This is a genomic window from Vibrio sp. 99-70-13A1, assembly GCF_013114625.1.
In the GTDB taxonomy this organism is placed as follows: domain Bacteria; phylum Pseudomonadota; class Gammaproteobacteria; order Enterobacterales; family Vibrionaceae; genus Vibrio.
Genome location: NZ_VTXD01000016.1, coordinates 17,294 through 39,570 on the forward strand (window position 1 = coordinate 17,294; position 22,277 = coordinate 39,570).

Below are 22,277 nucleotides of genomic sequence, written 5' to 3' on the forward strand. Positions count from 1 at the left end.
GTTATTCAGGCCATTAGATTGGCAATGGATATGCCTGACCGTTAGGTAAAAAATGCGCCCAACAGCTGTCAGGTCTTCGCACACCAACCGTAGTGCGATGCGTCGTCGTAGTGGCTTTGTCACTGCTCCAACGGCAAAGAAAATGGCTCCTGCAATGACTTTAGTGGAAAAGACTGCTTTATTAGCACCTGCTTCAGTAAAAGTTACTCAAGCCGCTTAACAAAAAGCGCAGTGTTTACTGCGCTTTTTTCTTTTCTGCACTTTCCCACTTTTCTTTTATTCACTCTCCTACATTGGTATTCCCGACCTGATTTGTTACCTTTAGCAAAAATCATTATAAATATTGTGGAGAAATCAGCATGAAGTGCCATCGAATTGAAGAGTTATTGGAACTGATGGAGCCTGAATGGCAGAAAGACCAAGAACTGAACTTGCTCGAATTTATCATCAAGCTATCACAAGAAGCCGGTTACGAAGGTAAACTTGAAGATCTAACCGATGACGTACTGATCTATCATCTAAAAATGCGTAACAGCCAAAAAGACGACATGATTCCAGGTCTTAAAAAAGATCAAGAAGATGACTTTAAAACAGCGATTTTAAAAGCTCGAGGCATTATTTAATTCTTCAAAGCTCATCATCTAGCTTTGCATCAAACCCGAAAGCGACCTTAGTGGTCGCTTTTTTGTTTCTGTTCGCTACTTTTTCATCACAACTGTTATGAGTTTTGTTGTTAAAGGTTGATAGCGTTAAAGAAATTAGAACAATATTGCCGTTATAATCGCCATCCATAAGAATCTTCTAAAATAGTAGTAATGAACTGCGCTAAATATCGACCCTTCGTTATTTATCGTAGGTTTTGATTACCCTATTTACTTAAAAATCATTATTTCAAAGCAATGTCGTAGAGTGCTATCAATAAGAAATGGCACCAAATGCCACAAAAAGGATATCCCATGAGTCAGGATAAAATCGATATCAAAGATGTGACTCCTAAAACCTTTAACCCTAAGACACATAAAGGTAACGGAGATCGATTTAACCCAAGTAACCGTATTTACGTACGTGAAAGTAAAGGTAAATTCCAACAGCTTCGTCGCTATGGCGGTTGGTTTCTACTGCTACTTTTTGCCCTTATTCCATGGATCCCGTTTGGTGAACGACAAGCGATCTTATTGGATATCGGTAGCCAACAATTTAATTTCTTTGGTACTACTTTATACCCACAAGATCTGACTTTACTCGCCATACTATTTGTTATCGCGGCTTTTGCTCTCTTTTTCATTACGACATTTTTAGGCAGAGTGTGGTGTGGTTATCTTTGCCCTCAAACCGTCTGGACATTTATGTACATTTGGTTTGAAGAGAAACTAGAAGGTGCCGCTAACAAACGGAGAAAACAAGATTCAGGGAAGCTCACCCCCAACTTGTTAATGCGTAAAACACTTAAACACTTAGCTTGGATAGCCATAGCTCTTGCCACCGGCTTCACGTTTGTTGGCTACTTCATCCCAGTAAAAGAACTAGTCGTCGACTTCTTTACCTTTAATGCCTCATTCTGGCCGGCTTTTTGGATTCTATTCTTCGCGGGCTGTACTTATGCCAATGCTGGTTGGATGCGTTCGATTGTATGTTTACACATGTGTCCATACGCTCGATTCCAATCCGCTATGTTTGATAAAGACACTTTCATTGTTGGTTATGACCCTAAACGCGGTGAAAGCCGAGGGCCGCGCTCTCGTAAAGCGGATCCAAAAGCATTAGGTCTTGGTGACTGTATTGACTGTAATTTATGTGTTCAGGTCTGCCCAACAGGGATAGATATCCGTGATGGTTTGCAATATGAATGCATCAACTGCGGCGCATGTATTGATGCTTGTGATAAAACAATGGATCGCATGGGCTATGAGAAAGGCCTAATCAATTACACAACTGAGCATCGACTTGATGGTCACGACACGAAAGTCATGCGTCCTAAACTGCTAGGGTACGGTGCTATATTATTAATTATGATTGGCTTGTTCTTCGTTCAAATAGCCAGTGTTGATCCTGCGGGTCTGAGTGTACTAAGAGATAGAAACCAATTGTTTAGAATGAACAATGAAGGTTTTGTTGAGAACACTTACACACTTAAAATCATTAATAAAACACAGCAACTTCAAGAATACACATTCGATGTAGAAGGTATACCTAATGTCACTTGGTACGGAAAACAATCAGTAAAAGTGCAACCAGGTGAAGTATTGAACCTACCAATAAGCTTAGGAGTTGACCCTGAAAAACTCAGCTCACCGGTTTCTACAATTCAGTTTATACTCTCTGATAGTGAAGAATTTACCATTGAAGTAGAAAGCCGCTTTATTAAGAAGCTGTAACTGCACAATTAACGGAAAAAGGCTCAGTAATGAGCCTTTTTTATTTTATGACTATGCAAGCCTTTAACTTTGATAACTTAACGCCCGACTTCATGTGGTACGCCCTTGAAAGCATTGGCGTCCGCGCCGAATCTGGTCTTCTTGCCCTTAATAGCTATGAGAACCGTGTTTATCAATTTTCAGATGAAGACAAAAAGCGCTATGTAGTGAAATTCTACCGCCCTCAGCGTTGGAGCAAGGAACAAATTCAAGAAGAACATGACTTCGCTCTTGAGTTGATTGAACAAGAATTACCAGTTGCCCCACCAATGATCATAAATGGTGCGACATTACATGAATACCAAGGCTACATGTTTGCTTTATTTGAAAGTGTGGGTGGTCGTCAATATGAGGTAGACAACCTCGACCAATTGGAAGGCGTTGGACGTTTCCTCGGGCGCATTCATAAAGCAAGTGCTGGTAAAGTTTTTCAACATCGCCCGACTTTAAGCCTCGATGAATACCTTTATCAACCACGTAAAATTCTAGAGAATTCTAATTTCATTCCTATGCATCTAGAAAACGTATTTTTCAACGACCTTGATTTACTGATCAAAGCACTAGAATCTCAGTGGGATGATAATCATAACAATATTCGCCTTCATGGTGATTGCCACCCAGGGAATATACTATGGCGTGATGGTCCAATGTTTGTGGATCTCGACGATGCGAGAAATGGCCCCGCTGTACAGGATTTATGGATGCTGTTAAATGGTGAACGCCAAGATAAGCTCATGCAGCTCGATATTATTCTGGAAAACTACCAAGAGTTTTGTGATTTTAATACTGCCGAATTGAAACTAATTGAACCACTGCGCGGTCTACGAATGGTGCATTACATGGCCTGGTTAGCAAAACGATGGCACGATCCTGCTTTCCCGCTCGCTTTTCCTTGGTTTAATGATCCAAAATACTGGGAAAGCCAGGTTCTTGCTTGTAAAGAGCAATTAGCCACGCTACAAGAACCACCGCTCTCATTAATGCCACAATGGTAATAGAGCGTTTATCACAAAAATAAACAGCTAATAAGCACCAACAAAATTCAAATAATAATGGAGATTGAATAATGAAAAAGCTGCTCGCATTTTTCTCACTTGTATTGCTTAGCCTTTCTGCACATGCGGCTAAGTTTAATGAAGGCGAACATTACAAAACGTTAGACCTTGAACCTTCAAAAAAGCCAGTAGTGACTGAATTTTTCTCATTCTATTGCCCACACTGTCATAGCTTTGAGCCAATTATTCAACAGCTAAAACAACAACTTCCAGAAGGCGTAAAACTGCACAAAAACCATGTATCTTTCATGGGTGGTAACATGGGTAAGTCACTCAGCAAGGCTTACGCGACTTCTATCGCACTGAAAGTTGAAGACAAAATGACACCTGTGCTATTTAACCGTATTCACACTATGCGTAAAGCACCTAAAGACGATGCAGAGCTTCGCCAAATTTTCTTAGATGAAGGTGTAGATGCGAAGAAATACGACGCGGCTTTCAACGGTTTTGCGATAGATTCTATGGTTCGTCGTTTCGATAAAGGTTTTAAAGACAGTGGACTTTCAGGTGTTCCTGCCGTTCTCGTGAATAATCGCTACCTAGTTCAAGCTCAAGGCATCAACACAACAGATGAGTACATTGAGTTGGTTAACTTCCTACTGAAGAAGTAAGCCTCGCGATAAAAAAAGAACACAACATAAAATCAAAAAGGGAGCCAAACGGCTCCCTTTTTAGATCCTAATCCTAAAACTGAGGCATGACCATATTTAACCATTTAGTGCTGGTCACCACCAAGATCTCAATATAGAGTTTCAAAGGTATTCTAAATGTAAAAAACAGTGAACCATTTTGTTACTGTGACCTCTATAGACACTACGTGTTATCACTAATCATTCGGTCAAGGAGACTCACGAGTGAAACTAAAATACACACTTCTAGCAACGAGTATAATGGCAATGCCAGCACTCGCTCAGCTTTCAGATGAAGCTGGGTTCAGCGGAGAGATATCTCTTAACGCAGGCATGGCTTCTTCAACATCAAACTTCAACACTGACGGTGACAAAAACTTAACATCAGTCAATCAAAGTGCCTCTGAAGAAAGTACTTTCCTTGTCGCTCCTCTCGGTAATATCGCTTATACCTTCGGTGAACAACTCAATCATCAAGTTTATACCGGTACCACTCGTGATGATGTTGCTACAGGTACTGTTGTGCTCGAACTGGGTTATAAATACCAATTAGAGTCAGGTATGGTGATCGACGCTTCTTTCTTACCAACTATCATGTCAGGCGAAACTTGGGCTGACCCTTATTTAACAACCGGTCCAAGAACAGAAACAGATGAAACTGGTAATGCATTCCGATTAAAACTAGAGAGTATCGCTGGTTCCAATTTCAGCCTTGATATGGCGTATGCGACCAAAGACGTTGAAAATGATCTCGTTATCGATGAACTTAAACGAGATGCCGATACTGTTTACCTCAAAGGGCAGTATCGACAACCTTTAAATAGAACGACCCTTCTGCTTCCTTCTATCACTTACCAATCCACATCTGCGGATGGTAAGGCAAGCTCGTTTGAAGAAATAGGCGCTGAAGTCAGCTTATTTAAAGCGATTAACCGCCATAAATTAGCATTAACTGCGGGCTATAGCCGTAGAAGCTATGATGCTACGAATCCTATTTACGACAAGACGCGCAGTGATAATAAATACAATTTATTTGCGGCTTATGAGTACGATAACTTTATGGATTGGGAAAATTGGGCTTTCATTTCATTAGCTGGTTATGGCACAAGCCAATCAAATATTACCTTCTATGATGAATCAGAATACCTAGTCTCAGTTGGTATTAACTACAAATTTTAACCTCTAGTTCAGTTTCCACATAAATGATTGCGATTAAAGCCTAGATCTACCAGGCTTTAATCGTTCTTTATCAAACAGACTGCGCCGTTAACTGTTTCAATAATCTATCCATAGCGCGGTATCCTAAAGCTTCGGCTAAGTGTTTCTTTTCAATATCACCACACCCTTCCAAATCAGCAATGGTTCTCGCCACTTTAATGATTCGATGATATGCCCGAATGGATAAACCTAAACGGTGTAAAGCACTTTCCAAAAACTCAGCATCACAACGCTGTAAGGGACAATATTTATCAATTTCACGACTACCCAGTAACGCATTGGATTTATTACTGCGCCTCATCATTAATTCTCTTGCTGACGCCACTCTCTTTCGAACAACTTCGGTGGTTTCACCTCTATCCCCACCTTCCGCGAGCATACCCTTAGGCAATAGCGGAATTTCCAATGACATATCAAAACGATCCAGAAGAGGTCCTGATAGTTTATTCAAATAACGCAAAATGATTTGTGGATTGGCTCTGGCTTGGTTCCCCTCATAGTAGCCAGTAGGACTAGGGTTTAATGCCCCCACCAATTGAAACCTAGCGGGAAATCGAGTCTTACCTGCCGCTCTCGAAATAATAATTTCACCGGACTCTAATGGCTCCCGTAAAGAGTCGAGAACTTTTCTGTCAAATTCAGGCATCTCATCCAAAAACAACAATCCATTATGAGCCAGAGATATTTCACCAGGTCTTGGGATAGACCCACCACCGACTAAAGCAGCCATCGAACTTGAGTGATGCGGAGAACGAAATGGGCGCATCTTCCAATTATGCTGGTTAATTTCTTGCTGAGTTAATGAGGCAACAGACGCAGTTTCCAGAGCTTCTCGATCATTCATCTCAGGTAATAAGTCACGTAACCGGGAGGCAAGCATGGTTTTACCGGTACCGGGAGGACCAAGAAAAAGTAAATTATGATTACCTGCCGCCGCAATTTCTAAGGCGCGTTTTCCTTGCTGCTGACCGATAATATCTTGTAAGTCTCGTGACGATATCTCATCCGACACCGTTTGAGCGGTTTGGTGTAAACCTAAAGCTTGCTGACCACATATATCAGCACAAACTTCCAATAAACTTTGTGCAGACTTGTGCTGCCCTTTACCAACTAAGGCGGCTTGATCGCCATTGGCATGAGGAACGACTAAGACACGTTGAACTCTATCCGCCGCCAAAGTAGCAGGAAGGACGCCTTTAACGGGTCTTAATTCCCCTGATAATGCAAGTTCTCCAATAAACTCTGAATCCGCTAATGTCGAATGTGGCAATTGATCCGAAGCAACCAAGATCCCTAACGCTATGGGTAAATCAAACCGTCCACCTTCCTTCGGTAAATCGGCAGGAGCGAGGTTAACGGTGATCCGCTTAGCCGGAAATTCAAAGCGCGAGTTTATGATTGCACTTCTTACTCTGTCTTTAGCCTCTCGAACGGTAGTTTCAGGAAGACCGACCAAAGTAAAACCTGGCATACCATTGCTAATGTGCACTTCAACCGTCACTTCGGGCGCTTCCACCCCAACACTTGCTCGGCTATGAATTATCGCGAGACCCATACAATTCCTTTGTTATTGATTTAAAAGTATTCACTCTGATATTCATTGATGATCAAAGCTATAGAGATGTTATATAGCGTGGTGGAATGCTGTGTTCATGTGAAAAAAGAATGACATTTTGCTTGTCATACAGCAGATTTGTGTGATAACACTAGAGATGTAGACCTTCACATAAGACAATAAAAGATAGAACGAACAATTTATGACATTTAACGCTCGTATTTACGCACTGATTAACCTGGTCATCGTAGTCATTATTAAGACTACGCGGGGGCGAGTGGCTAGAAGGTAACCACAAATTTTAAAAAACCCCCGCACTGAAAAGTCCGGGGGTTTTTTGTAATTTATATATTTGATTTTTTATTTTGAAGCATTTTCGGCTATGCCGTTAGACAGGAAGAATGGGAGCACAAGATGTGCAATGAAAAAGCAAAAAGTTACCAAAGCACAGGTAATTCGGAGGATTTACGATGAAAGGCGCAGAACTGGTCGTATCCGCATTAAAACAACAAGGAATTAAAACCGTTTTTGGCTATCCAGGTGGCGCGATTATGCCCATCTACGATGCTCTATACGACGGTGGAGTTGAGCATATTCTTTGCCGCCATGAACAAGGTGCCGCTATGGCTGCCATTGGTATGGCCCGAGCAACGCAAGATGTAGCAGTATGCATGGCAACCTCTGGACCTGGTGCAACCAACCTAGTAACAGGCTTGGCTGATGCTTTCATGGACTCAATCCCTCTTGTTGCTATCACAGGTCAAGTCGCAAGTACTCACATTGGTACTGATGCATTCCAAGAAATGGATGTGATTGGTATGTCTTTGTCTTGTACCAAGCATAGCTACCTAGTCACTGACATTGAGGATTTAGCACCAACACTAGCAGAGGCTTTTGAAGTAGCCAAAGCGGGTCGTCCTGGTCCGGTCATTGTTGATATCGCCAAAGATGTTCAGCTTGCTCAAACTCCTGTAGAAGTTCTTCCTGAATTTACACCACCAGCGCTTCCAGTTGCCCCACAAGAAGCGATTGATGCCGCTCAACACCTTCTTTCTCAAGCTACTCGCCCTGTACTCTATGTCGGCGGTGGCGTTCAATTAGCGAAAGCCACTGAATCTGTTCGTGAGTTTTTACGATTAAACCCTATGCCGGCAGTGAGCACCTTGAAGGGCTTAGGAACGATTGAACGTGATGACCCTCATTACCTTGGAATGCTAGGCATGCACGGCACGAAAGCCGCAAACCTTGTTGTTCAAGAAAGTGACCTTTTGATTGTAGTTGGCGCACGCTTTGATGACCGAGTAACTGGCAAGCTTGATACTTTTGCTCCCCTCGCTAAAGTTATCCATATTGATATTGATGCAGCTGAGTTAGGTAAGCTTCGTCATGCTAATGCCCCTGTTCGAGGCGACATCAATAGAGTGCTACCTCAGCTAGAGCTGGCACAAGATATTTCGTCTTGGGTGCATCACTCTGAAGGCTTACGTAGCTCGTTCAAATGGCGCTACGATCACCCTGGCGACTTAATTTTTGCTCCTAAGCTTCTAAAGCAACTGTCAGACATGATGCCTGAAAGCTCAATAGTTTCGACAGATGTTGGTCAACACCAAATGTGGGCAGCTCAACATATTCAGCCTCGCGATCCTCAAAACTTCATCACCTCTGCTGGTCTAGGCACGATGGGCTTTGGTTTACCAGCTGCGATGGGCGCATCGGTTGGTCGTCCAGATGACCAATCAATCCTAATCTCAGGTGATGGTTCGTTCATGATGAACGTACAAGAACTTGGCACGCTGAAACGCCGCCAAATTCCTGTAAAAATGGTACTACTAAATAACTCACGTTTAGGCATGGTTCGCCAATGGCAATCACTGTTTTTTGATGGCCGCCACAGTGAAACAATTCTGGATGATAACCCTGACTTCGTCATGCTTGCGAAAGCGTTTGATATCCCAGGAAAAACCATCACACGCAAAGAAGAAGTTGAACCAGCATTGAAAGAAATGTTGGAAAGTAAAACTGCCTACTTACTTCATGTATTGATCGATGAAGAAGAAAACGTATGGCCTCTTGTACCGCCAGGTGCATCGAACAGTGATATGTTGGAGAACACATAACATGGAAAGATATTTATTAGACATTAAGGCTGATGATAAGCCAGTACTGTTGGAACGTGTTCTTCGAGTTATTCGTCACCGTGGTTTTATTGTTAAACAGGTAGCAGGAACACAAAACCATGAAAGCAAAGTCGCGAGCGTTGAAATTATTGTCGACAGTGACCGCCCGATTTCTTTCTTAGTTAATCAAATTGAAAAGCTATGGGATGTGCGTACCGTTGATGTGATTACCATTAGCCGTAATGAGTTACCAAACAACAACCTACAACAAAAAATTAGTGCATAAGGAAAGCAAGCATGACAGCTAAAACAGCAGATTTTATTTGGTTTAATGGTAAATTGGTTCCTTGGGCTGAAGCGAACGTTCACGTTTTGACTCACGCTATGCACTACGGTACATCAGTATTTGAAGGTGTTCGTTGTTACAACACACCAAAAGGTCCGGTTATTTTCCGTCACCCTGAACACGCACGTCGCTTAAAAGATTCAGCAAAAATTTATCGCTTCCCTATTCCATACACGGAAGAAGAAATCATGGAAGCAACGCGTGAAACATTACGTCAGAACAAGTTAGATTCTGCGTATATTCGCCCTCTAGGTTTTGTTGGTAATGTTGGGTTGGGTGTATGCCCTCCTGAGAACACTGAAATGGATCTAATCATCGCCGCTTTCCCATGGGGTTCTTACCTTGGTGAAGAGGCTTTAGAGAACGGTGTTGATGCCATGATTTCAAGTTGGAACCGCGCCGCTCCAAATACTATCCCAACAGCAGCTAAAGCTGGTGGTAACTACCTTTCTTCACTACTCGTTGGCGGTGAAGCTCGTCGCCATGGTTACGATGAAGGTATTGCACTAAGCGTTGATGGCTACCTTTCTGAAGGTGCTGGCGAAAACATTTTTGTTATTCGTAACGGCATACTTTCAACGCCACCAGCAACCAGTGCCATTCTTCCTGGTATCACTCGCGATACCATCATGACGCTAGCAAAAGAAATGGGTTATGAGGTTCGTGAAGAAAATATTGCTCGTGAAGCACTATACCTTGCAGACGAAGTATTTATGACTGGCACAGCGGCTGAAATTGTACCAGTACGCAGCGTAGATAAAATTACGGTAGGCGAAGGAAAACGAGGTCCTATTACAACTAAAGTTCAAGCGGCTTACTTTGGTTTGTTTAATGGCACCACGGAAGATAAATGGGGCTGGTTAGATTACGTTTACCCAGAAAACCAAGCTAAAGACACTCAACAGCCAGCAGCCAAGTAATTTATAAGGATTTAATGCAATGCCTATCTATCGTTCAGCAACAACTACTCACGGACGCAACATGGCTGGGGCGCGCGCTTTATGGCGTGCAACTGGCGTAAAAGATGATGATTTCGGTAAGCCAATCATTGCCGTTGTAAACTCGTTCACACAGTTTGTACCTGGTCACGTTCACCTTAAAGATATGGGTCAACTGGTTGCGGGTGAAATCGAAAAAGCAGGCGGTATCGCCAAAGAATTTAATACCATCGCAGTGGATGATGGTATCGCAATGGGTCACGGCGGCATGCTGTACTCACTGCCGTCACGCGAACTTATCGCAGACTCAGTTGAATACATGGTTAATGCACACTGTGCGGATGCCATGGTTTGTATTTCAAACTGTGACAAGATTACTCCGGGAATGATGATGGCAGCAATGCGTCTTAATATCCCAGTGATCTTTGTTTCAGGCGGACCAATGGAAGCGGGTAAAACTAAGCTTTCTGATCAAATAATCAAACTCGATCTTGTTGATGCGATGATCCAAGGTGCCGATCCTACAATTTCAGACGAGCAAAGTGAGCAAGTAGAACGTTCTGCATGTCCAACTTGTGGTTCTTGTTCTGGCATGTTTACCGCGAACTCAATGAACTGCTTAACTGAAGCGCTTGGTCTATCTCAGCCAGGTAATGGTTCTATGCTAGCAACACACGCAGACCGTGAAGAACTATTCATCAATGCCGGCAAACGCATTGTTGATCTAACTAAACGTTACTACGAGCAAGATGACGAATCAGCACTGCCACGTAACATCGCGAATCGCGCGGCATTTGATAATGCAATGGCGCTTGATATTGCAATGGGTGGTTCAAGTAACACCGTACTTCACCTATTGGCGGCGGCTCAAGAAGGTGAGATTGACTTTGACATGGGCGATATCGATGAGATGTCACGCCGCGTTCCGCACCTGTGTAAAGTTGCGCCTTCAACACCTAAATACCACATGGAAGATGTTCACCGTGCTGGTGGTGTAATGGCGATTCTTGGCGAGCTTGACCGTGCAGGTCTTCTTAATAACCAAACTCGCACTGTACTTGGCTTAAGCATGCAAGAACAGTTAGCTCAATACGACATCATGCAAACAGAAGACGAAGCTGTACTTAAGTTCTTCCGTGCAGGTCCTGCTGGTATTCGTACGACCAAAGCATTCTCACAAGATTGCCGCTGGGACCGTCTTGATGACGACCGTAAAGAAGGTTGTATTCGCACTAAAGAAAATGCATTCAGCCAAGAAGGTGGTCTAGCCGTTCTTTCGGGTAACATCGCTGTTGATGGCTGCATCGTTAAAACTGCGGGTGTTGATGAAGAAAACCTTAAATTCCAAGGTCCTGCTGTTGTTTTTGAAAGCCAAGATACTGCTGTAGAAGGCATCTTAGCCGGGAAAGTGAAAGCCGGTGAAGTCGTTGTGATTCGCTATGAAGGTCCTAAAGGCGGTCCGGGCATGCAAGAAATGCTTTACCCAACGACTTACCTAAAATCGATGGGGCTGGGTAAATCTTGTGCGCTTCTAACTGACGGTCGTTTCTCTGGTGGTACATCGGGTCTATCGATTGGTCACGCTTCTCCTGAAGCAGCAAGTGGCGGTGTGATTGGTCTGGTTAACACTGGCGACATCATCACTATCGATATCCCAAACCGTTCAATCTCCCTAGATATTTCTGACGATGAACTAGCAGCACGTCGTGCAAAACAAGATGAACTAGGTTGGAAGCCAGTTAACCGTCAACGTGAAGTATCATTTGCACTAAAAGCTTATGCAAGCATGGCTACCAGTGCAGATAAAGGCGCAGTACGTGATAAGTCCAAACTAGAGGGCTAGCCAATGACCGACGCTTTCCCTAAAAAGGAGCTAAAACAAACTGGTGCAGATTATCTGCGCCAGATCCTACGCGCTCCTGTCTATGAAGCAGCTATCGTGACACCTCTTCAAGAGATGCCACGTTTAGCGGCTCGTATTGGCAACCAAGTTCAAATAAAGCGTGAAGATCGCCAGCCAGTGCATTCGTTTAAATTACGCGGCGCTTACAACATGGTTTCGAGCTTATCTGATGAGCAAAAGTCGGCTGGCGTCATTGCAGCATCAGCAGGCAACCATGCTCAAGGTATGGCGTTATCAGGTACGAAACTTGGTATTCAAACCACAATTGTAATGCCGAAAACGACGCCAGATATCAAAGTGGATGCGGTTCGCAGCTTTGGTGGTAATGTCGTTTTGCACGGTAATAACTTTGATGAAGCAAAAGCCGAAGCTGAACGTTTATCTGAATTGCATGGCTACACATTTGTTCCTCCTTTCGATCACCCTTTAGTGATCGCAGGTCAAGGCACAATCGGTATGGAAATGCTCCAACAAAATGGGCATCTAGATTACATTTTTGTGCCTGTTGGCGGTGGTGGTTTAGCGGCTGGGGTTGCTGTTCTTATCAAACAATTAATGCCAGAAATTAAAGTCATTGCGGTAGAACCCGAAGATTCTTCTTGCCTAAAAGCAGCATTAGATGCTGGTGAGCCTGTCGTTTTAGACCAAGTCAGCATGTTTGCTGACGGTGTGGCAGTTAAGCGTATTGGTGAAGAAACATTCCGCCTTTGTCAGAAATACTTAGATGGACATATTGCGGTATCCAGCGATGAAATTTGTGCGGCCGTAAAAGATATCTTCGAAGACACTCGTGCCATCGCAGAGCCTTCTGGTGCACTTGCTTTAGCTGGTTTGAAGAAATTTGCAGAGCAAAATCAACTGAAAGACAAACAGCTAAGTACTGTTTTGTCAGGCGCAAATACCAACTTTCATGGGTTGCGTTATGTTTCTGAACGTTGTGAGCTTGGCGAAAAACGTGAAGGTTTACTTGCAGTAACGATTCCAGAGCGCCAAGGGGCATTCTTAGAATTCTGCAATATCATTGGTGGGCGAGCTGTCACTGAGTTTAACTATCGTTACAACGATGACAGCCTAGCGAATATTTTTGTCGGTGTACGCTTACAAGGCGGACAAGAAGAGCTAGATGGCATCATCACTGATCTTCGCGATGGTGGATACCCAGTTGTTGATTTGTCTGATGATGAGATGGCAAAACTGCACGTTCGTTACATGATCGGTGGCAAGCCTTCAAAACCAATTAAAGAGCGTTTATACAGCTTTGAATTTCCTGAGTACCCTGGAGCATTATTAAAGTTCTTAGACACTCTAGGTACACACTGGAATATTAGCCTTTTCAACTATCGTAACCACGGTGCTGACTATGGTCGAGTGCTGTGTGGTTTTGAGCTGAGTGATGATGACTTAATCACTTTTTCTAGCCACTTACGTGAGTTGGGCTATCAATGTAAAGATGAAACCGATAATCCTTCTTATCAGTTCTTCTTGTCATAAGATCGATTAACGATAATTTCTATAAATATCAAAAAGAGCGAATTTATGTCGCTCTTTTTCTTTTCGAATACTATTTCGTGTAACCACTTTTTTAATCATTTACCTGAGTTTAAACAACCTTTCGGTGCTCTAACCAATCTTGATGAAGTTGTTCACTCGAACCTAAATAATTAACCATCCACTCAATAAGCTTATGATTATCATCTTTTTTCCACACTAAACAACATTGGCTTTGAGGGCTTTCTTCAGGAAGGATTTTTTCCACCAGCAAGCCTTGCTGAATGATAGGTGCCGCAATATGCCTTGGCATGTAACCCACCCCTACACCATTCTTCAGACACTCAATCGCACTATACCAATTAGGTAATAGAAGCCTTCTCTGGGAAGCATAATGACCAGCGTGACGTTTGGGTAGCACGCTAGAAGTATCATCTAAGCAGATTGCTGGAAATTGACTCACAAACTCCTCAGTCAATTGCTGCTCTCGTACACAAGGGTGACTTGGCGACATAACAAACGCCCAATCTAAACGCCCCATATCCTTGACTTCAAAATCCCCCCCCACAGGCACAGCAGATGTCGCTCCAATAACAATATCAGCCCGCCCCTGCGCGATAGCCTCCCAAGATCCATTGAAGACTTCCATATTGATTTGCAGCTCAGCAAAATCAAACGTCTGATAAAACTCCTCTATCATTGGTTTCATTTTATCTAGCTTAACCACGTTATCTAAAGTCAGCCTTAGTGTTTTTTTCCACCCCTTAGCCGCACGCTTAGTTTGTGCTCTCACCTCTTCCATTTGCCTCAATAAAGCTCGAGCTTCTTCAATAAACAATTCACCAGCAGGCGTCAATTCAACTTTCCTTGGTAAACGGCGGAATAGAATCACATCAAGATCTTGTTCAACTTGCCTGACCCCATAACTGATCGCAGAGGGAACTTTGTGCAATTGTTCAGCCGCCGCAGTAAAACTACCAAGCCGAGCCACAGTATCGAGCATTTCTAGAGAGGATTTAGAAAACATAAGCCTTCAAATTTTTTGATTGATAACCACATATTTTAACGTTTTATTTTATTTAAAGCTAAAAATAGAATACGAGACACAGAATACAAAGGGTTAATACTACTTTGTTTAAACAATAAATTTGATAACAAACTAAGTTATCTAAGCTCATGGCACCTTATGAATATCTCCAAGTTTCAACTCGTTTATCTTGCTGCATTATCTATGCTCGGTTTTATCGCCACTGATATGTACCTTCCTGCCTTCAAAATCATGGAAATTGATTTTGCTACCGGCCCTGAACAAATTGCACTTTCTTTAACTGTCTTTTTAGTCGGTATGGCTTTAGGTCAACTGCTTTGGGGACTTGCTAGCGATAAGTATGGTCACAGAAATACACTTGCAGCCGGTTTAGCGCTATTCACTCTTGCATCATTTGGATTAGCGTTCAGTACTGAGGTCTGGCAACTCCTTGCATTACGCTTTGTACAAGCCATTGGAGTCTGTGCTCCAGCGGTGATCTGGCAAGCGATGGTGATCAAGCGTTATTCAGCGTCTAGCAGCCAACAAATTTTTGCAACCATCATGCCTCTTGTGGCTTTATCTCCAGCACTAGCACCTCAACTGGGGGTTCTATTAGCGGATACTTTCGGGTGGCATAGTATCTTCATTGTATTGACGCTAATGGGTGCGCTACTGATTGCCACCACAATGGCTCAGCCTCACGAAAAACCAGAAGTAAGAGAAACATCAGTAAGTAATGACATTAAGTCGCTGCTGAAGTCTAAATCTTACCTAGGCAATGTAATAATGTTTGCTTCTGCATCGGCAGCGTTCTTTGCGTACCTTACAGGAATGCCTGAAATTATGGCTAAGCTAGGGTATGAAGCAAAAGATATTGGTTTGAGTTTCATTCCACAGACGATTGCATTCATGGTAGGTGGCTACTTAGGTAAAGTTGGTGTTAAGAAGTTTGGAGATTCACGCGTTCTTAAACACTTAGTAGGGCTATTTAGTGTTTCAACACTGCTGATTTTTGTCGCTTCACAATGGGAGCTGACTTCAATTTGGCCTTTACTCGCACCTTTCTGCTTAATTGCAGTGGCTAATGGTGCTCTTTACCCAATCGTTGTGAACCGAGCGCTATCTAGCGCAAAACAAAGCCCTGCGACGGCAGCTGGTCTTCAGAACAGCTTACAAATTTGTATCAGTAGTATCGCAAGTGGCTTAGTTGCAGCAATGGCTAGCAGCGCATTACAGGTTACAGGTGTGACAATTGTGATTTGTTTAATGGGATTGTGGATTGGCTACATTGTGGCAAACCGTGAATTATCACAGCACTTCACAACACCAGATAACTCTCGAGTTGTACTCGAAGAAAACCAAGACTAGAGCTTAAACCGCTAAATAAGCTGTATCGAAAATAAAAAGAGCGAGTATTACTCGCTCTTTTTATTTCTACTTAGAATCAGACTCAATGATTTCTAAAGTCGGGGCTTTTTTCCGGCTGTATTCATCATAGTTAACCACTCGACTTCTTCCCATATCCTTTGCCATGTATAAGGCGTTATCAGCCATTTTCACTAATGATTCCATATCAGAAGCTGGTTTAGGGTAAGTCGAAACACCAATCGAAACACCTAACTGACCAAGAGACAACCCTTTATGTTCTAAGTGCATGGAACGAACAGCATCACATAGATTTGTTGCAAAGTCAGTGGCTTCAGCCATCGTGTAATGTGGTAGTAGAACAGCAAGCTCCTCCCCACCTAGACGGCAAGCAATCTCATCTTCACTGACGCTGCCTTTCAGTAATGCGCTGATTTCTTTAAGTACAAAATCACCAGCATCATGACCAAAGTTATCGTTGAAACGCTTAAAGTGATCCAAGTCGAGCATCAGCAATGAAAGCGGCTGTTCACTCGTAGCTGAATTCATCACATGTTCAGTCAGTTTTTGCTCAAAGAAACGACGATTAAACAGCCCTGTAAGAGGATCACTAAGAGCTTGAGAGCGTAGTTTTTCTTGTAAGCTTAAGTTGGCTAATGCAAGACCTAGATGCTCAGCAACACTGAAAGCCAGTTGTTCGACAATGGGATCAATCTCAATATCACCCTGACCAAAGTACAAGTGCATAATACCTATCGTATTACCGTGAGCAGTCAGTGGAATACATATCGTTTGGTTGTTTTCTATTTCAGACATATGCTCACATGAGAGGGAGTGAAAGTCATCATTTGACTGATGAACTCGCCCTTTACGTAAAGACCAGCACTCTTCAGGAGCAAAGCTCTGGCTTCCAGGCCAAGATTCTCCCCAATCTAATTGAGTCACTAATTGGTTACGCGAAGAACGCATCAAAGACACACTGCCGTTCACACTCCCCAACATACGAGGCAAAATATCCGCAACAATTTTCTGAGCTTCAACCATATTGCTACATGCTGCGAGCATATTTGCTAAACGGTGCATTAATTCAATTTCGTGGGTTCTCTGTCGAATACGCTCATCTTGCTTTTTCTGTTCTTCTTCAACTTTATGAGTGATCTGTCGATTACTCACATAAGACGTACCAATCAAGAAACTCAAGCTAAGCAATACCATACCAATCAAAATTCCCATCAACTGGAAATTCATTTGTTTTAACTGATGCATAGGGGATGAAATGACGACAACGAAGTTTTGCCCGTTGATAGACTCTTGACGAGAATAATAAATTCGGTCTACAGACGTCACAGTGCTAAAACGTACATCACTACCAATGCCAATTTCTAAAGCTTGTTGAAATTCAGGACGGTCACTGTGATTTTCCACGCTGGCTAATGCGTGATCGGACAGATCGGTATCACCAATGACAACACCATCAGGATTGATAACTTGAATTCTCAAGCTAGTGTTTGCTTGGGTCAAATCACCAATATAATCATCAACATCAAGAGTTTCAGTAAATGACTGACTGTCTTCACGCATCTCATATACAACGTCAGACATCAACGAAATTAGGTGATTACGCTCGTTTTCTACAACCAATTTTTCTAATGTGATGTAAAAGCCATATAAGCCCACCAGCATTGAAAAAGATAAAATAACGATTGGCAAAGTTTGCCATTTTTTGTCGACTAATCTCACGGCGCATCCAATTCAACTTACAGAATACCAACCTGAATAGTAACAATCTTCCAACAAAATACAATTACGAAATAGATTATTTTCCTATCAGAAATTGCTTACAAAAAAAACCAGCAACAAAGTTACTGGCTTTTAATACAATAAATGACTAAATTTTTAGCTCTAGTCAGATTTATGTTTAATCTATTTTTTAGTTGGACGCGCCCAATTTGCGATCTTGCGCTCTTTAGCACGGCTAATAACGAGTTCATTTTCAGAAACATCACGAGTTACTGTCGAACCAGCACCAACGGTAGCACCATTACCAATCGTAACAGGCGCGATTAATTGGCTATCTGAACCAACAAACACATCATCACCAATGATGGTCTTAAATTTATTTACGCCATCGTAGTTACAAGTGATAGCACCCGCACCAACATTCACACGTTGACCGATTTCCGCATCGCCAAGGTAAGTTAAGTGGTTAGCTTTAGAACCTTCACCTAAGCGAGTGTTTTTCACCTCAACAAAGTTACCTACGTGCGAATTATTACGCATGTCTGCACCAGGGCGAAGACGAGTAAATGGACCAACCGTACAATCCTCACCGACTGTCGCACCATCAATGATGCTATAAGGGCGAACGATGGTGTTGTCGTCAATTTCACAGTCTTTTAGCACGCAGCCAGTACCAATAACTACGTTATCACCAATGCTAACAGTGCCTTCAATGATAACGTTCGTATCAATCTCAACATCCATACCACATTGTAATTCACCACGTAAATCAAAACGGCTAGGATCACGTAGCATGACACCTTGCTTCAATAACTTGTCTGCTTGCTCAGCTTGGTAAGCACGCTCTAAACGAGCTAGTTGAGAACGGTCATTAACGCCTTCAACTTCAATAGGGCTTACCGGGTGAACGGCTTCAACAGCACGACCTTCATCGTGAGCCGCGGCGATAACGTCAGTCAGGTAGTATTCACCTTGTGCATTGTCGTTGCTTAAGCCAGACAACCAGCGCTTGAGGTCACCACCAGTCGCAACCATAACGCCAGTGTTGATCTCTTTGATAAGCTTCTGCTCATCCGTTGCATCTTTTTGCTCAACGATCGCAACAACAGGACCATTACGACGAATAATACGACCGTAACCCATAGGGTTGTCTAGCACGACGGTAAGCAGTGCAATACCACCATTTGGCTGAGCATCTAAGAGGTTTTCAATGGTTTCAGGTGAGATAAGTGGAACATCACCATATAACACAAGTACTTTCTCATCATCAGCGAAATGCTCAGATGCCTGATCAACAGCGTGCCCAGTACCCAACTGTTCAGCTTGTAGAGCCCAGTTAACAGTCTCGCTCGCTAACGTAGACTTCATCTGTTCACCACCATGGCCGTAGACCAAGTGAATATTTTGTGCACCCAAACCGTTACAGGTATCGATAACATGCTTCACCATCGGCTTACCCGCAAGCGTGTGCAGAACCTTTGGTGTGTTTGAATACATGCGAGTGCCTTTGCCCGCTGCGAGAATTACCGCGCTAAACTTCATTGTAAACCTATCCAACATTATTTTTTATTAAGCCGATATTGTAACCGTTTTTGGCTAACAAATTAAATCGCAATGATAATTTAACCATTTAATTATATGTATAAGAGCATTTTGAGACCCCAAAAATGCAAAAAGGCGACCCTCAGGTCGCCTTTATCTCAGAGTCTATAATCTTATAAAAGATTAACGACGCTGTTTTGTCAGTTCGATAACTCGTAACTGAGCAATGGCTTTAGCCAGTTCACCGGCCGCTTGTGCGAAGTCTATATCGCCATGCTGATTTTGGATATTCTCCACAGCCTTGCGTTTAGCTTCTTCCGCCTTTGCTGCGTCTAGTTCTTCACCACGGATAGCTGTATCAGCCAGTACAGTCGCTGTACCAGGCTGAACTTCTACCATACCACCAGAAACATAAATGATTTCTTCGTGGCCGTGCTGCTTAACAATACGCACCATACCAGGCTTGATAGCGGTCAGCAGTGGAGTGTGACCATGGAAAATACCAAGCTCACCCTCACTACCGGTCACCTGAAACGTTTCAACAAGACCAGAGAAAAGTTGTTTCTCTGCGCTTACAACGTCTAGGTGAAAGGTTATTGCTGCCATATCGCCTCCTAGTTAGCCTTATAGCTTCTTAGCATTCTCAATAGCTTCGTCAATTGCACCACAGTACATGAACGCTTGCTCTGGAATGTCATCGTATTCACCAGATAGAAGACCTTGGAAGCCACGTAGAGTCTCTTTAAGAGGTACGTAAACACCTGGGTCACCTGTAAATACTTCCGCTACGTGGTAAGGCTGAGTTAGGAACTTCTCAATCTTACGAGCACGAGATACGACTTGCTTATCTTCTTCAGATAGCTCATCCATACCTAGGATAGCAATGATATCTTTCAGCTCTTTATAGCGCTGAAGTGTAGACTGAACGCCACGAGCGATGTCGTAGTGTTCTTGTCCAACTACCAATGGATCCAGTTGACGTGAAGTAGAATCTAGCGGGTCGATCGCTGGGTATAGACCCATAGATGCGATATTACGGTTAAGTACTACCGTTGCATCTAAGTGAGCGAACGTTGTTGCTGGAGACGGGTCAGTCAAGTCATCCGCAGGTACATATACCGCCTGTACAGACGTGATAGAACCAGCTTTAGTTGACGTGATACGCTCTTGTAGAACACCCATTTCTTCAGCTAGTGTAGGTTGGTAACCTACCGCAGAAGGCATACGACCTAGAAGTGCTGATACTTCAGTACCTGCTAGTGTGTAACGGTAGATGTTATCAACGAACAGTAGAACGTCACGACCTTCGTCACGGAAACGTTCAGCCATTGTTAGACCAGTCAGTGCAACACGTAGACGGTTACCTGGTGGCTCGTTCATCTGACCGTAAACCATTGCTACTTTTGATTCTTCAGGGTTTTCGATGTTTACAACACCTGCTTCCTGCATCTCAAAGTAGAAGTCGTTACCTTCACGAGTACGCTCACCTACACCTGCAAATACAGATAGACCTGAGTGTTGAAGTGCGATGTTGTTGATAAGTTCCATCATGTTAACGGTCTTACCTACACCAGCACCACCGAATAGACCGATTTTACCACCCTTAGCGAATGGACAAATCAAGTCGATTACTTTAACACCAGTTTCTAGAAGAGAAGTCTCGTTAGACTGCTCTTCGTAGCTTGGAGCTTCGCGGTGAATTGCATAATGCTCTTCAGCACCGATTTCACCACACTCATCAATTGCGTCACCTAGGACGTTCATGATACGACCAAGTGTCTTAGTACCTACTGGTACCGAGATTGGAGCGCCAGTATTTTCAACTGTCAAACCACGACGTAAACCATCAGAGCTACCCATTACGATTGCGCGTACTACGCCACCGCCAAGTTGTTGCTGAACTTCAAGAACTAGACGTTCTGTCACTTCATTAACATTCAGAGCATCGTATACACGAGGTACTTCGCCCTGTGGGAACTCTACGTCGACTACCGCACCAATGATCTGTACGATCTTACCTGTAGCCATCGTTAATCCTCTAACTATTTAGTTTTACCTAAGCTTAAACCGCAGCTGCGCCTGAAACGATCTCAGAAAGTTCTTGTGTAATCGCCGATTGACGGGCTTTGTTATACACAAGTTCTAAGTCATCAATAATGTCACCAGCATTATCTGTTGCTGATTTCATTGCAATCATTCGAGCCGCTTGCTCACAAGCAAGATTCTCTACCACACCTTGATAGACTTGAGATTCGACGTATCGAACTAATAGTGCATCTAGTAGTGGCTTTGGCTCAGGCTCATAAATGTAGTCCCAAGCATGACTGCGTTTCATTTCTTCGCTATCTGATTTAGGCAAAGGAAGTAATTGATCGATCGTTGGTTCTTGAACCATAGTGTTTTCAAACTTGTTAAACACTACGAACAGGCGATCTAATTCGCCTTCATCATATTTCTTCAGCATAACGCTAACAGAGCCAATCAAGTCTTCAAGGCTTGGACGATCGCCCAGACCAGAAACTTGAGCTGCTACTTTCGCGCCGCTGTTATTGAAAAATGCTGTTGCTTTAGAACCTACAATTGCAAGCTCTACATCAGCACCTTTCTCAGACCAATCTTTCATGTCATTCATAGCTTTCTTGAACAAGTTAATGTTCAAACCACCACAAAGACCACGGTCTGTAGAAACGATGATGTAACCAACACGTTTGGCTTCACGTTCCTCAAGATAAGGATGCTTATACTCGAGGCTACCATTAGCCAAATGACCGATCACTTTACGCATTGTTTCTGCATATGGACGAGTAGCTTCCATTGCGTCTTGAGAACGACGCATTTTTGAAGCTGCTACCATTTCCATTGCTTTCGTAATCTTCTGTGTGCTTTTAACACTACCGATTTTATTACGTATCTCTTTTGCGCCGGCCATCGTTACTC

20 protein-coding genes are annotated in these 22,277 nt (G+C 43.1%); 12 read left to right on the plus strand and 8 right to left on the minus strand.

What is annotated here, in order from left to right; genetic code table 11:
• Positions 1-52 precede the first annotated feature (52 nt).
• Both F0226_RS11745 and F0226_RS11750 read left to right on the plus strand, forming a co-directional pair.
• Positions 53-220 (plus strand): hypothetical protein, encoded by a 168-nt coding sequence (locus tag F0226_RS11745; protein ID WP_171735820.1) that lies wholly within the window; start codon positions 53-55, stop codon positions 218-220.
• Between the two features lie 139 nt (positions 221-359).
• On the plus strand, positions 360-623 hold the full coding sequence (locus tag F0226_RS11750) for a YihD family protein (protein ID WP_137375403.1): 264 nt from the start codon (positions 360-362) through the stop codon (positions 621-623).
• A gap of 4 nt (positions 624-627) precedes the next feature.
• Here F0226_RS11750 and F0226_RS11755 read toward each other — a convergent pair whose 3' ends face one another.
• Complete coding sequence (locus tag F0226_RS11755) at positions 628-792, minus strand: hypothetical protein (RefSeq protein WP_171735821.1); 165 nt, start codon at positions 790-792, stop codon at positions 628-630.
• A gap of 164 nt (positions 793-956) precedes the next feature.
• On the opposite strand from F0226_RS11755, the gene ccoG reads away from it, so the two are divergent.
• From ccoG to F0226_RS11775, 4 genes are all read left to right on the plus strand, one after another.
• A complete protein-coding gene (gene ccoG, locus F0226_RS11760) occupies positions 957-2,375 on the plus strand; it encodes a cytochrome c oxidase accessory protein CcoG (protein ID WP_171735822.1) in 1,419 nt (472 codons plus the stop codon).
• 47 nt (positions 2,376-2,422) lie between these two features.
• Positions 2,423-3,409 carry a serine/threonine protein kinase gene (locus tag F0226_RS11765; protein ID WP_171735867.1) on the plus strand — a complete coding sequence of 329 codons (987 nt, stop codon included), beginning with the start codon at positions 2,423-2,425 and terminating at the stop codon, positions 3,407-3,409.
• 71 nt (positions 3,410-3,480) lie between these two features.
• Positions 3,481-4,080 (plus strand): thiol:disulfide interchange protein DsbA/DsbL, encoded by a 600-nt coding sequence (locus F0226_RS11770; RefSeq protein ID WP_171735823.1) that lies wholly within the window; start codon positions 3,481-3,483, stop codon positions 4,078-4,080.
• Between the two features lie 243 nt (positions 4,081-4,323).
• Positions 4,324-5,277 (plus strand): DUF2860 family protein, encoded by a 954-nt coding sequence (locus F0226_RS11775; protein WP_171735824.1) that lies wholly within the window; start codon positions 4,324-4,326, stop codon positions 5,275-5,277.
• Between the two features lie 70 nt (positions 5,278-5,347).
• Here F0226_RS11775 and F0226_RS11780 read toward each other — a convergent pair whose 3' ends face one another.
• On the minus strand, positions 5,348-6,871 hold the full coding sequence (locus F0226_RS11780) for a YifB family Mg chelatase-like AAA ATPase (RefSeq protein ID WP_171735825.1): 1,524 nt from the start codon (positions 6,869-6,871) through the stop codon (positions 5,348-5,350).
• Positions 6,872-7,341: 470 nt separating this feature from the next.
• On the opposite strand from F0226_RS11780, the gene ilvG reads away from it, so the two are divergent.
• Genes ilvG through ilvA form a run of 5 tightly spaced genes read left to right on the plus strand, consistent with a single transcriptional unit; the run spans position 7,342 to position 13,666 of the window.
• Positions 7,342-8,988, plus strand: a complete 1,647-nt coding sequence (gene ilvG, locus F0226_RS11785) for an acetolactate synthase 2 catalytic subunit (RefSeq protein WP_171735826.1) — start codon at positions 7,342-7,344, stop codon at positions 8,986-8,988.
• Between the two features lies 1 nt (position 8,989).
• Positions 8,990-9,274, plus strand: a complete 285-nt coding sequence (ilvM, locus tag F0226_RS11790; protein ID WP_137375409.1) for an acetolactate synthase 2 small subunit — start codon at positions 8,990-8,992, stop codon at positions 9,272-9,274.
• An 11-nt stretch (positions 9,275-9,285) separates the two neighbouring features.
• Positions 9,286-10,254, plus strand: a complete 969-nt coding sequence (locus F0226_RS11795; protein ID WP_171735827.1) for a branched-chain amino acid transaminase — start codon at positions 9,286-9,288, stop codon at positions 10,252-10,254.
• Positions 10,255-10,273: 19 nt separating this feature from the next.
• The gene (gene ilvD / locus F0226_RS11800; protein ID WP_171735828.1) at positions 10,274-12,115 is read left to right on the plus strand and encodes a dihydroxy-acid dehydratase; all 1,842 of its coding nucleotides are present in this window, start codon (positions 10,274-10,276) and stop codon (positions 12,113-12,115) included.
• Positions 12,116-12,118: 3 nt separating this feature from the next.
• Positions 12,119-13,666: a threonine ammonia-lyase, biosynthetic gene (ilvA, locus tag F0226_RS11805; RefSeq protein WP_171735829.1), complete on the plus strand. Its 1,548-nt coding sequence runs from the start codon at positions 12,119-12,121 to the stop codon at positions 13,664-13,666.
• A 109-nt stretch (positions 13,667-13,775) separates the two neighbouring features.
• Here ilvA and punR read toward each other — a convergent pair whose 3' ends face one another.
• A complete protein-coding gene (gene punR, locus F0226_RS11810; RefSeq protein ID WP_171735830.1) occupies positions 13,776-14,690 on the minus strand; it encodes a DNA-binding transcriptional activator PunR in 915 nt (304 codons plus the stop codon).
• 159 nt (positions 14,691-14,849) lie between these two features.
• Between punR and punC the strand changes: the two genes are divergently transcribed.
• A complete protein-coding gene (punC, locus tag F0226_RS11815; protein ID WP_171735831.1) occupies positions 14,850-16,061 on the plus strand; it encodes a purine nucleoside transporter PunC in 1,212 nt (403 codons plus the stop codon).
• Between the two features lie 66 nt (positions 16,062-16,127).
• Here punC and F0226_RS11820 read toward each other — a convergent pair whose 3' ends face one another.
• From F0226_RS11820 to atpG, 5 genes are all read right to left on the minus strand, one after another.
• Entirely contained in the window at positions 16,128-17,741 is a 1,614-nt protein-coding gene (locus F0226_RS11820; protein ID WP_171735868.1) for a diguanylate cyclase, read from the minus strand.
• A 240-nt stretch (positions 17,742-17,981) separates the two neighbouring features.
• A complete protein-coding gene (glmU, locus tag F0226_RS11825; protein ID WP_171735832.1) occupies positions 17,982-19,340 on the minus strand; it encodes a bifunctional UDP-N-acetylglucosamine diphosphorylase/glucosamine-1-phosphate N-acetyltransferase GlmU in 1,359 nt (452 codons plus the stop codon).
• Positions 19,341-19,523: 183 nt separating this feature from the next.
• Positions 19,524-19,946 carry a F0F1 ATP synthase subunit epsilon gene (locus F0226_RS11830; protein ID WP_017107532.1) on the minus strand — a complete coding sequence of 141 codons (423 nt, stop codon included), beginning with the start codon at positions 19,944-19,946 and terminating at the stop codon, positions 19,524-19,526.
• Positions 19,947-19,964: 18 nt separating this feature from the next.
• Complete coding sequence (atpD, locus tag F0226_RS11835; protein WP_017077305.1) at positions 19,965-21,368, minus strand: F0F1 ATP synthase subunit beta; 1,404 nt, start codon at positions 21,366-21,368, stop codon at positions 19,965-19,967.
• Positions 21,369-21,402: 34 nt separating this feature from the next.
• Positions 21,403-22,269, minus strand: a complete 867-nt coding sequence (gene atpG / locus F0226_RS11840) for a F0F1 ATP synthase subunit gamma (RefSeq protein WP_171735833.1) — start codon at positions 22,267-22,269, stop codon at positions 21,403-21,405.
• Positions 22,270-22,277 lie beyond the last annotated feature (8 nt).

Bases quoted from the DNA above. Each gene is read 5' to 3' on its own strand.
- F0226_RS11745 (WP_171735820.1), top strand. From the start codon at position 53: ATGCGCCCAACAGCTGTCAGGTCTTCGCACACCAACCGTAGTGCGATG.
- ilvD (WP_171735828.1), top strand. From the start codon at position 10,274: ATGCCTATCTATCGTTCAGCAACAACTACTCACGGACGCAACATGGCT.
- F0226_RS11820 (WP_171735868.1), bottom strand. From the start codon at position 17,741: ATGCTGGTGGGCTTATATGGCTTTTACATCACATTAGAAAAATTGGTT.
- punR (WP_171735830.1), bottom strand. From the start codon at position 14,690: ATGTTTTCTAAATCCTCTCTAGAAATGCTCGATACTGTGGCTCGGCTT.
- F0226_RS11780 (WP_171735825.1), bottom strand. From the start codon at position 6,871: ATGGGTCTCGCGATAATTCATAGCCGAGCAAGTGTTGGGGTGGAAGCG.
- F0226_RS11750 (WP_137375403.1), top strand. From the start codon at position 360: ATGAAGTGCCATCGAATTGAAGAGTTATTGGAACTGATGGAGCCTGAA.
- ccoG (WP_171735822.1), top strand. From the start codon at position 957: ATGAGTCAGGATAAAATCGATATCAAAGATGTGACTCCTAAAACCTTT.
- F0226_RS11755 (WP_171735821.1), bottom strand. From the start codon at position 792: ATGGATGGCGATTATAACGGCAATATTGTTCTAATTTCTTTAACGCTA.
- F0226_RS11765 (WP_171735867.1), top strand. From the start codon at position 2,423: ATGACTATGCAAGCCTTTAACTTTGATAACTTAACGCCCGACTTCATG.
- ilvG (WP_171735826.1), top strand. From the start codon at position 7,342: ATGAAAGGCGCAGAACTGGTCGTATCCGCATTAAAACAACAAGGAATT.
- punC (WP_171735831.1), top strand. From the start codon at position 14,850: ATGAATATCTCCAAGTTTCAACTCGTTTATCTTGCTGCATTATCTATG.
- F0226_RS11830 (WP_017107532.1), bottom strand. From the start codon at position 19,946: ATGGCAGCAATAACCTTTCACCTAGACGTTGTAAGCGCAGAGAAACAA.
- ilvM (WP_137375409.1), top strand. From the start codon at position 8,990: ATGGAAAGATATTTATTAGACATTAAGGCTGATGATAAGCCAGTACTG.
- glmU (WP_171735832.1), bottom strand. From the start codon at position 19,340: ATGAAGTTTAGCGCGGTAATTCTCGCAGCGGGCAAAGGCACTCGCATG.
- ilvA (WP_171735829.1), top strand. From the start codon at position 12,119: ATGACCGACGCTTTCCCTAAAAAGGAGCTAAAACAAACTGGTGCAGAT.
- atpG (WP_171735833.1), bottom strand. From the start codon at position 22,269: ATGGCCGGCGCAAAAGAGATACGTAATAAAATCGGTAGTGTTAAAAGC.
- F0226_RS11770 (WP_171735823.1), top strand. From the start codon at position 3,481: ATGAAAAAGCTGCTCGCATTTTTCTCACTTGTATTGCTTAGCCTTTCT.
- F0226_RS11795 (WP_171735827.1), top strand. From the start codon at position 9,286: ATGACAGCTAAAACAGCAGATTTTATTTGGTTTAATGGTAAATTGGTT.
- atpD (WP_017077305.1), bottom strand. From the start codon at position 21,368: ATGGCTACAGGTAAGATCGTACAGATCATTGGTGCGGTAGTCGACGTA.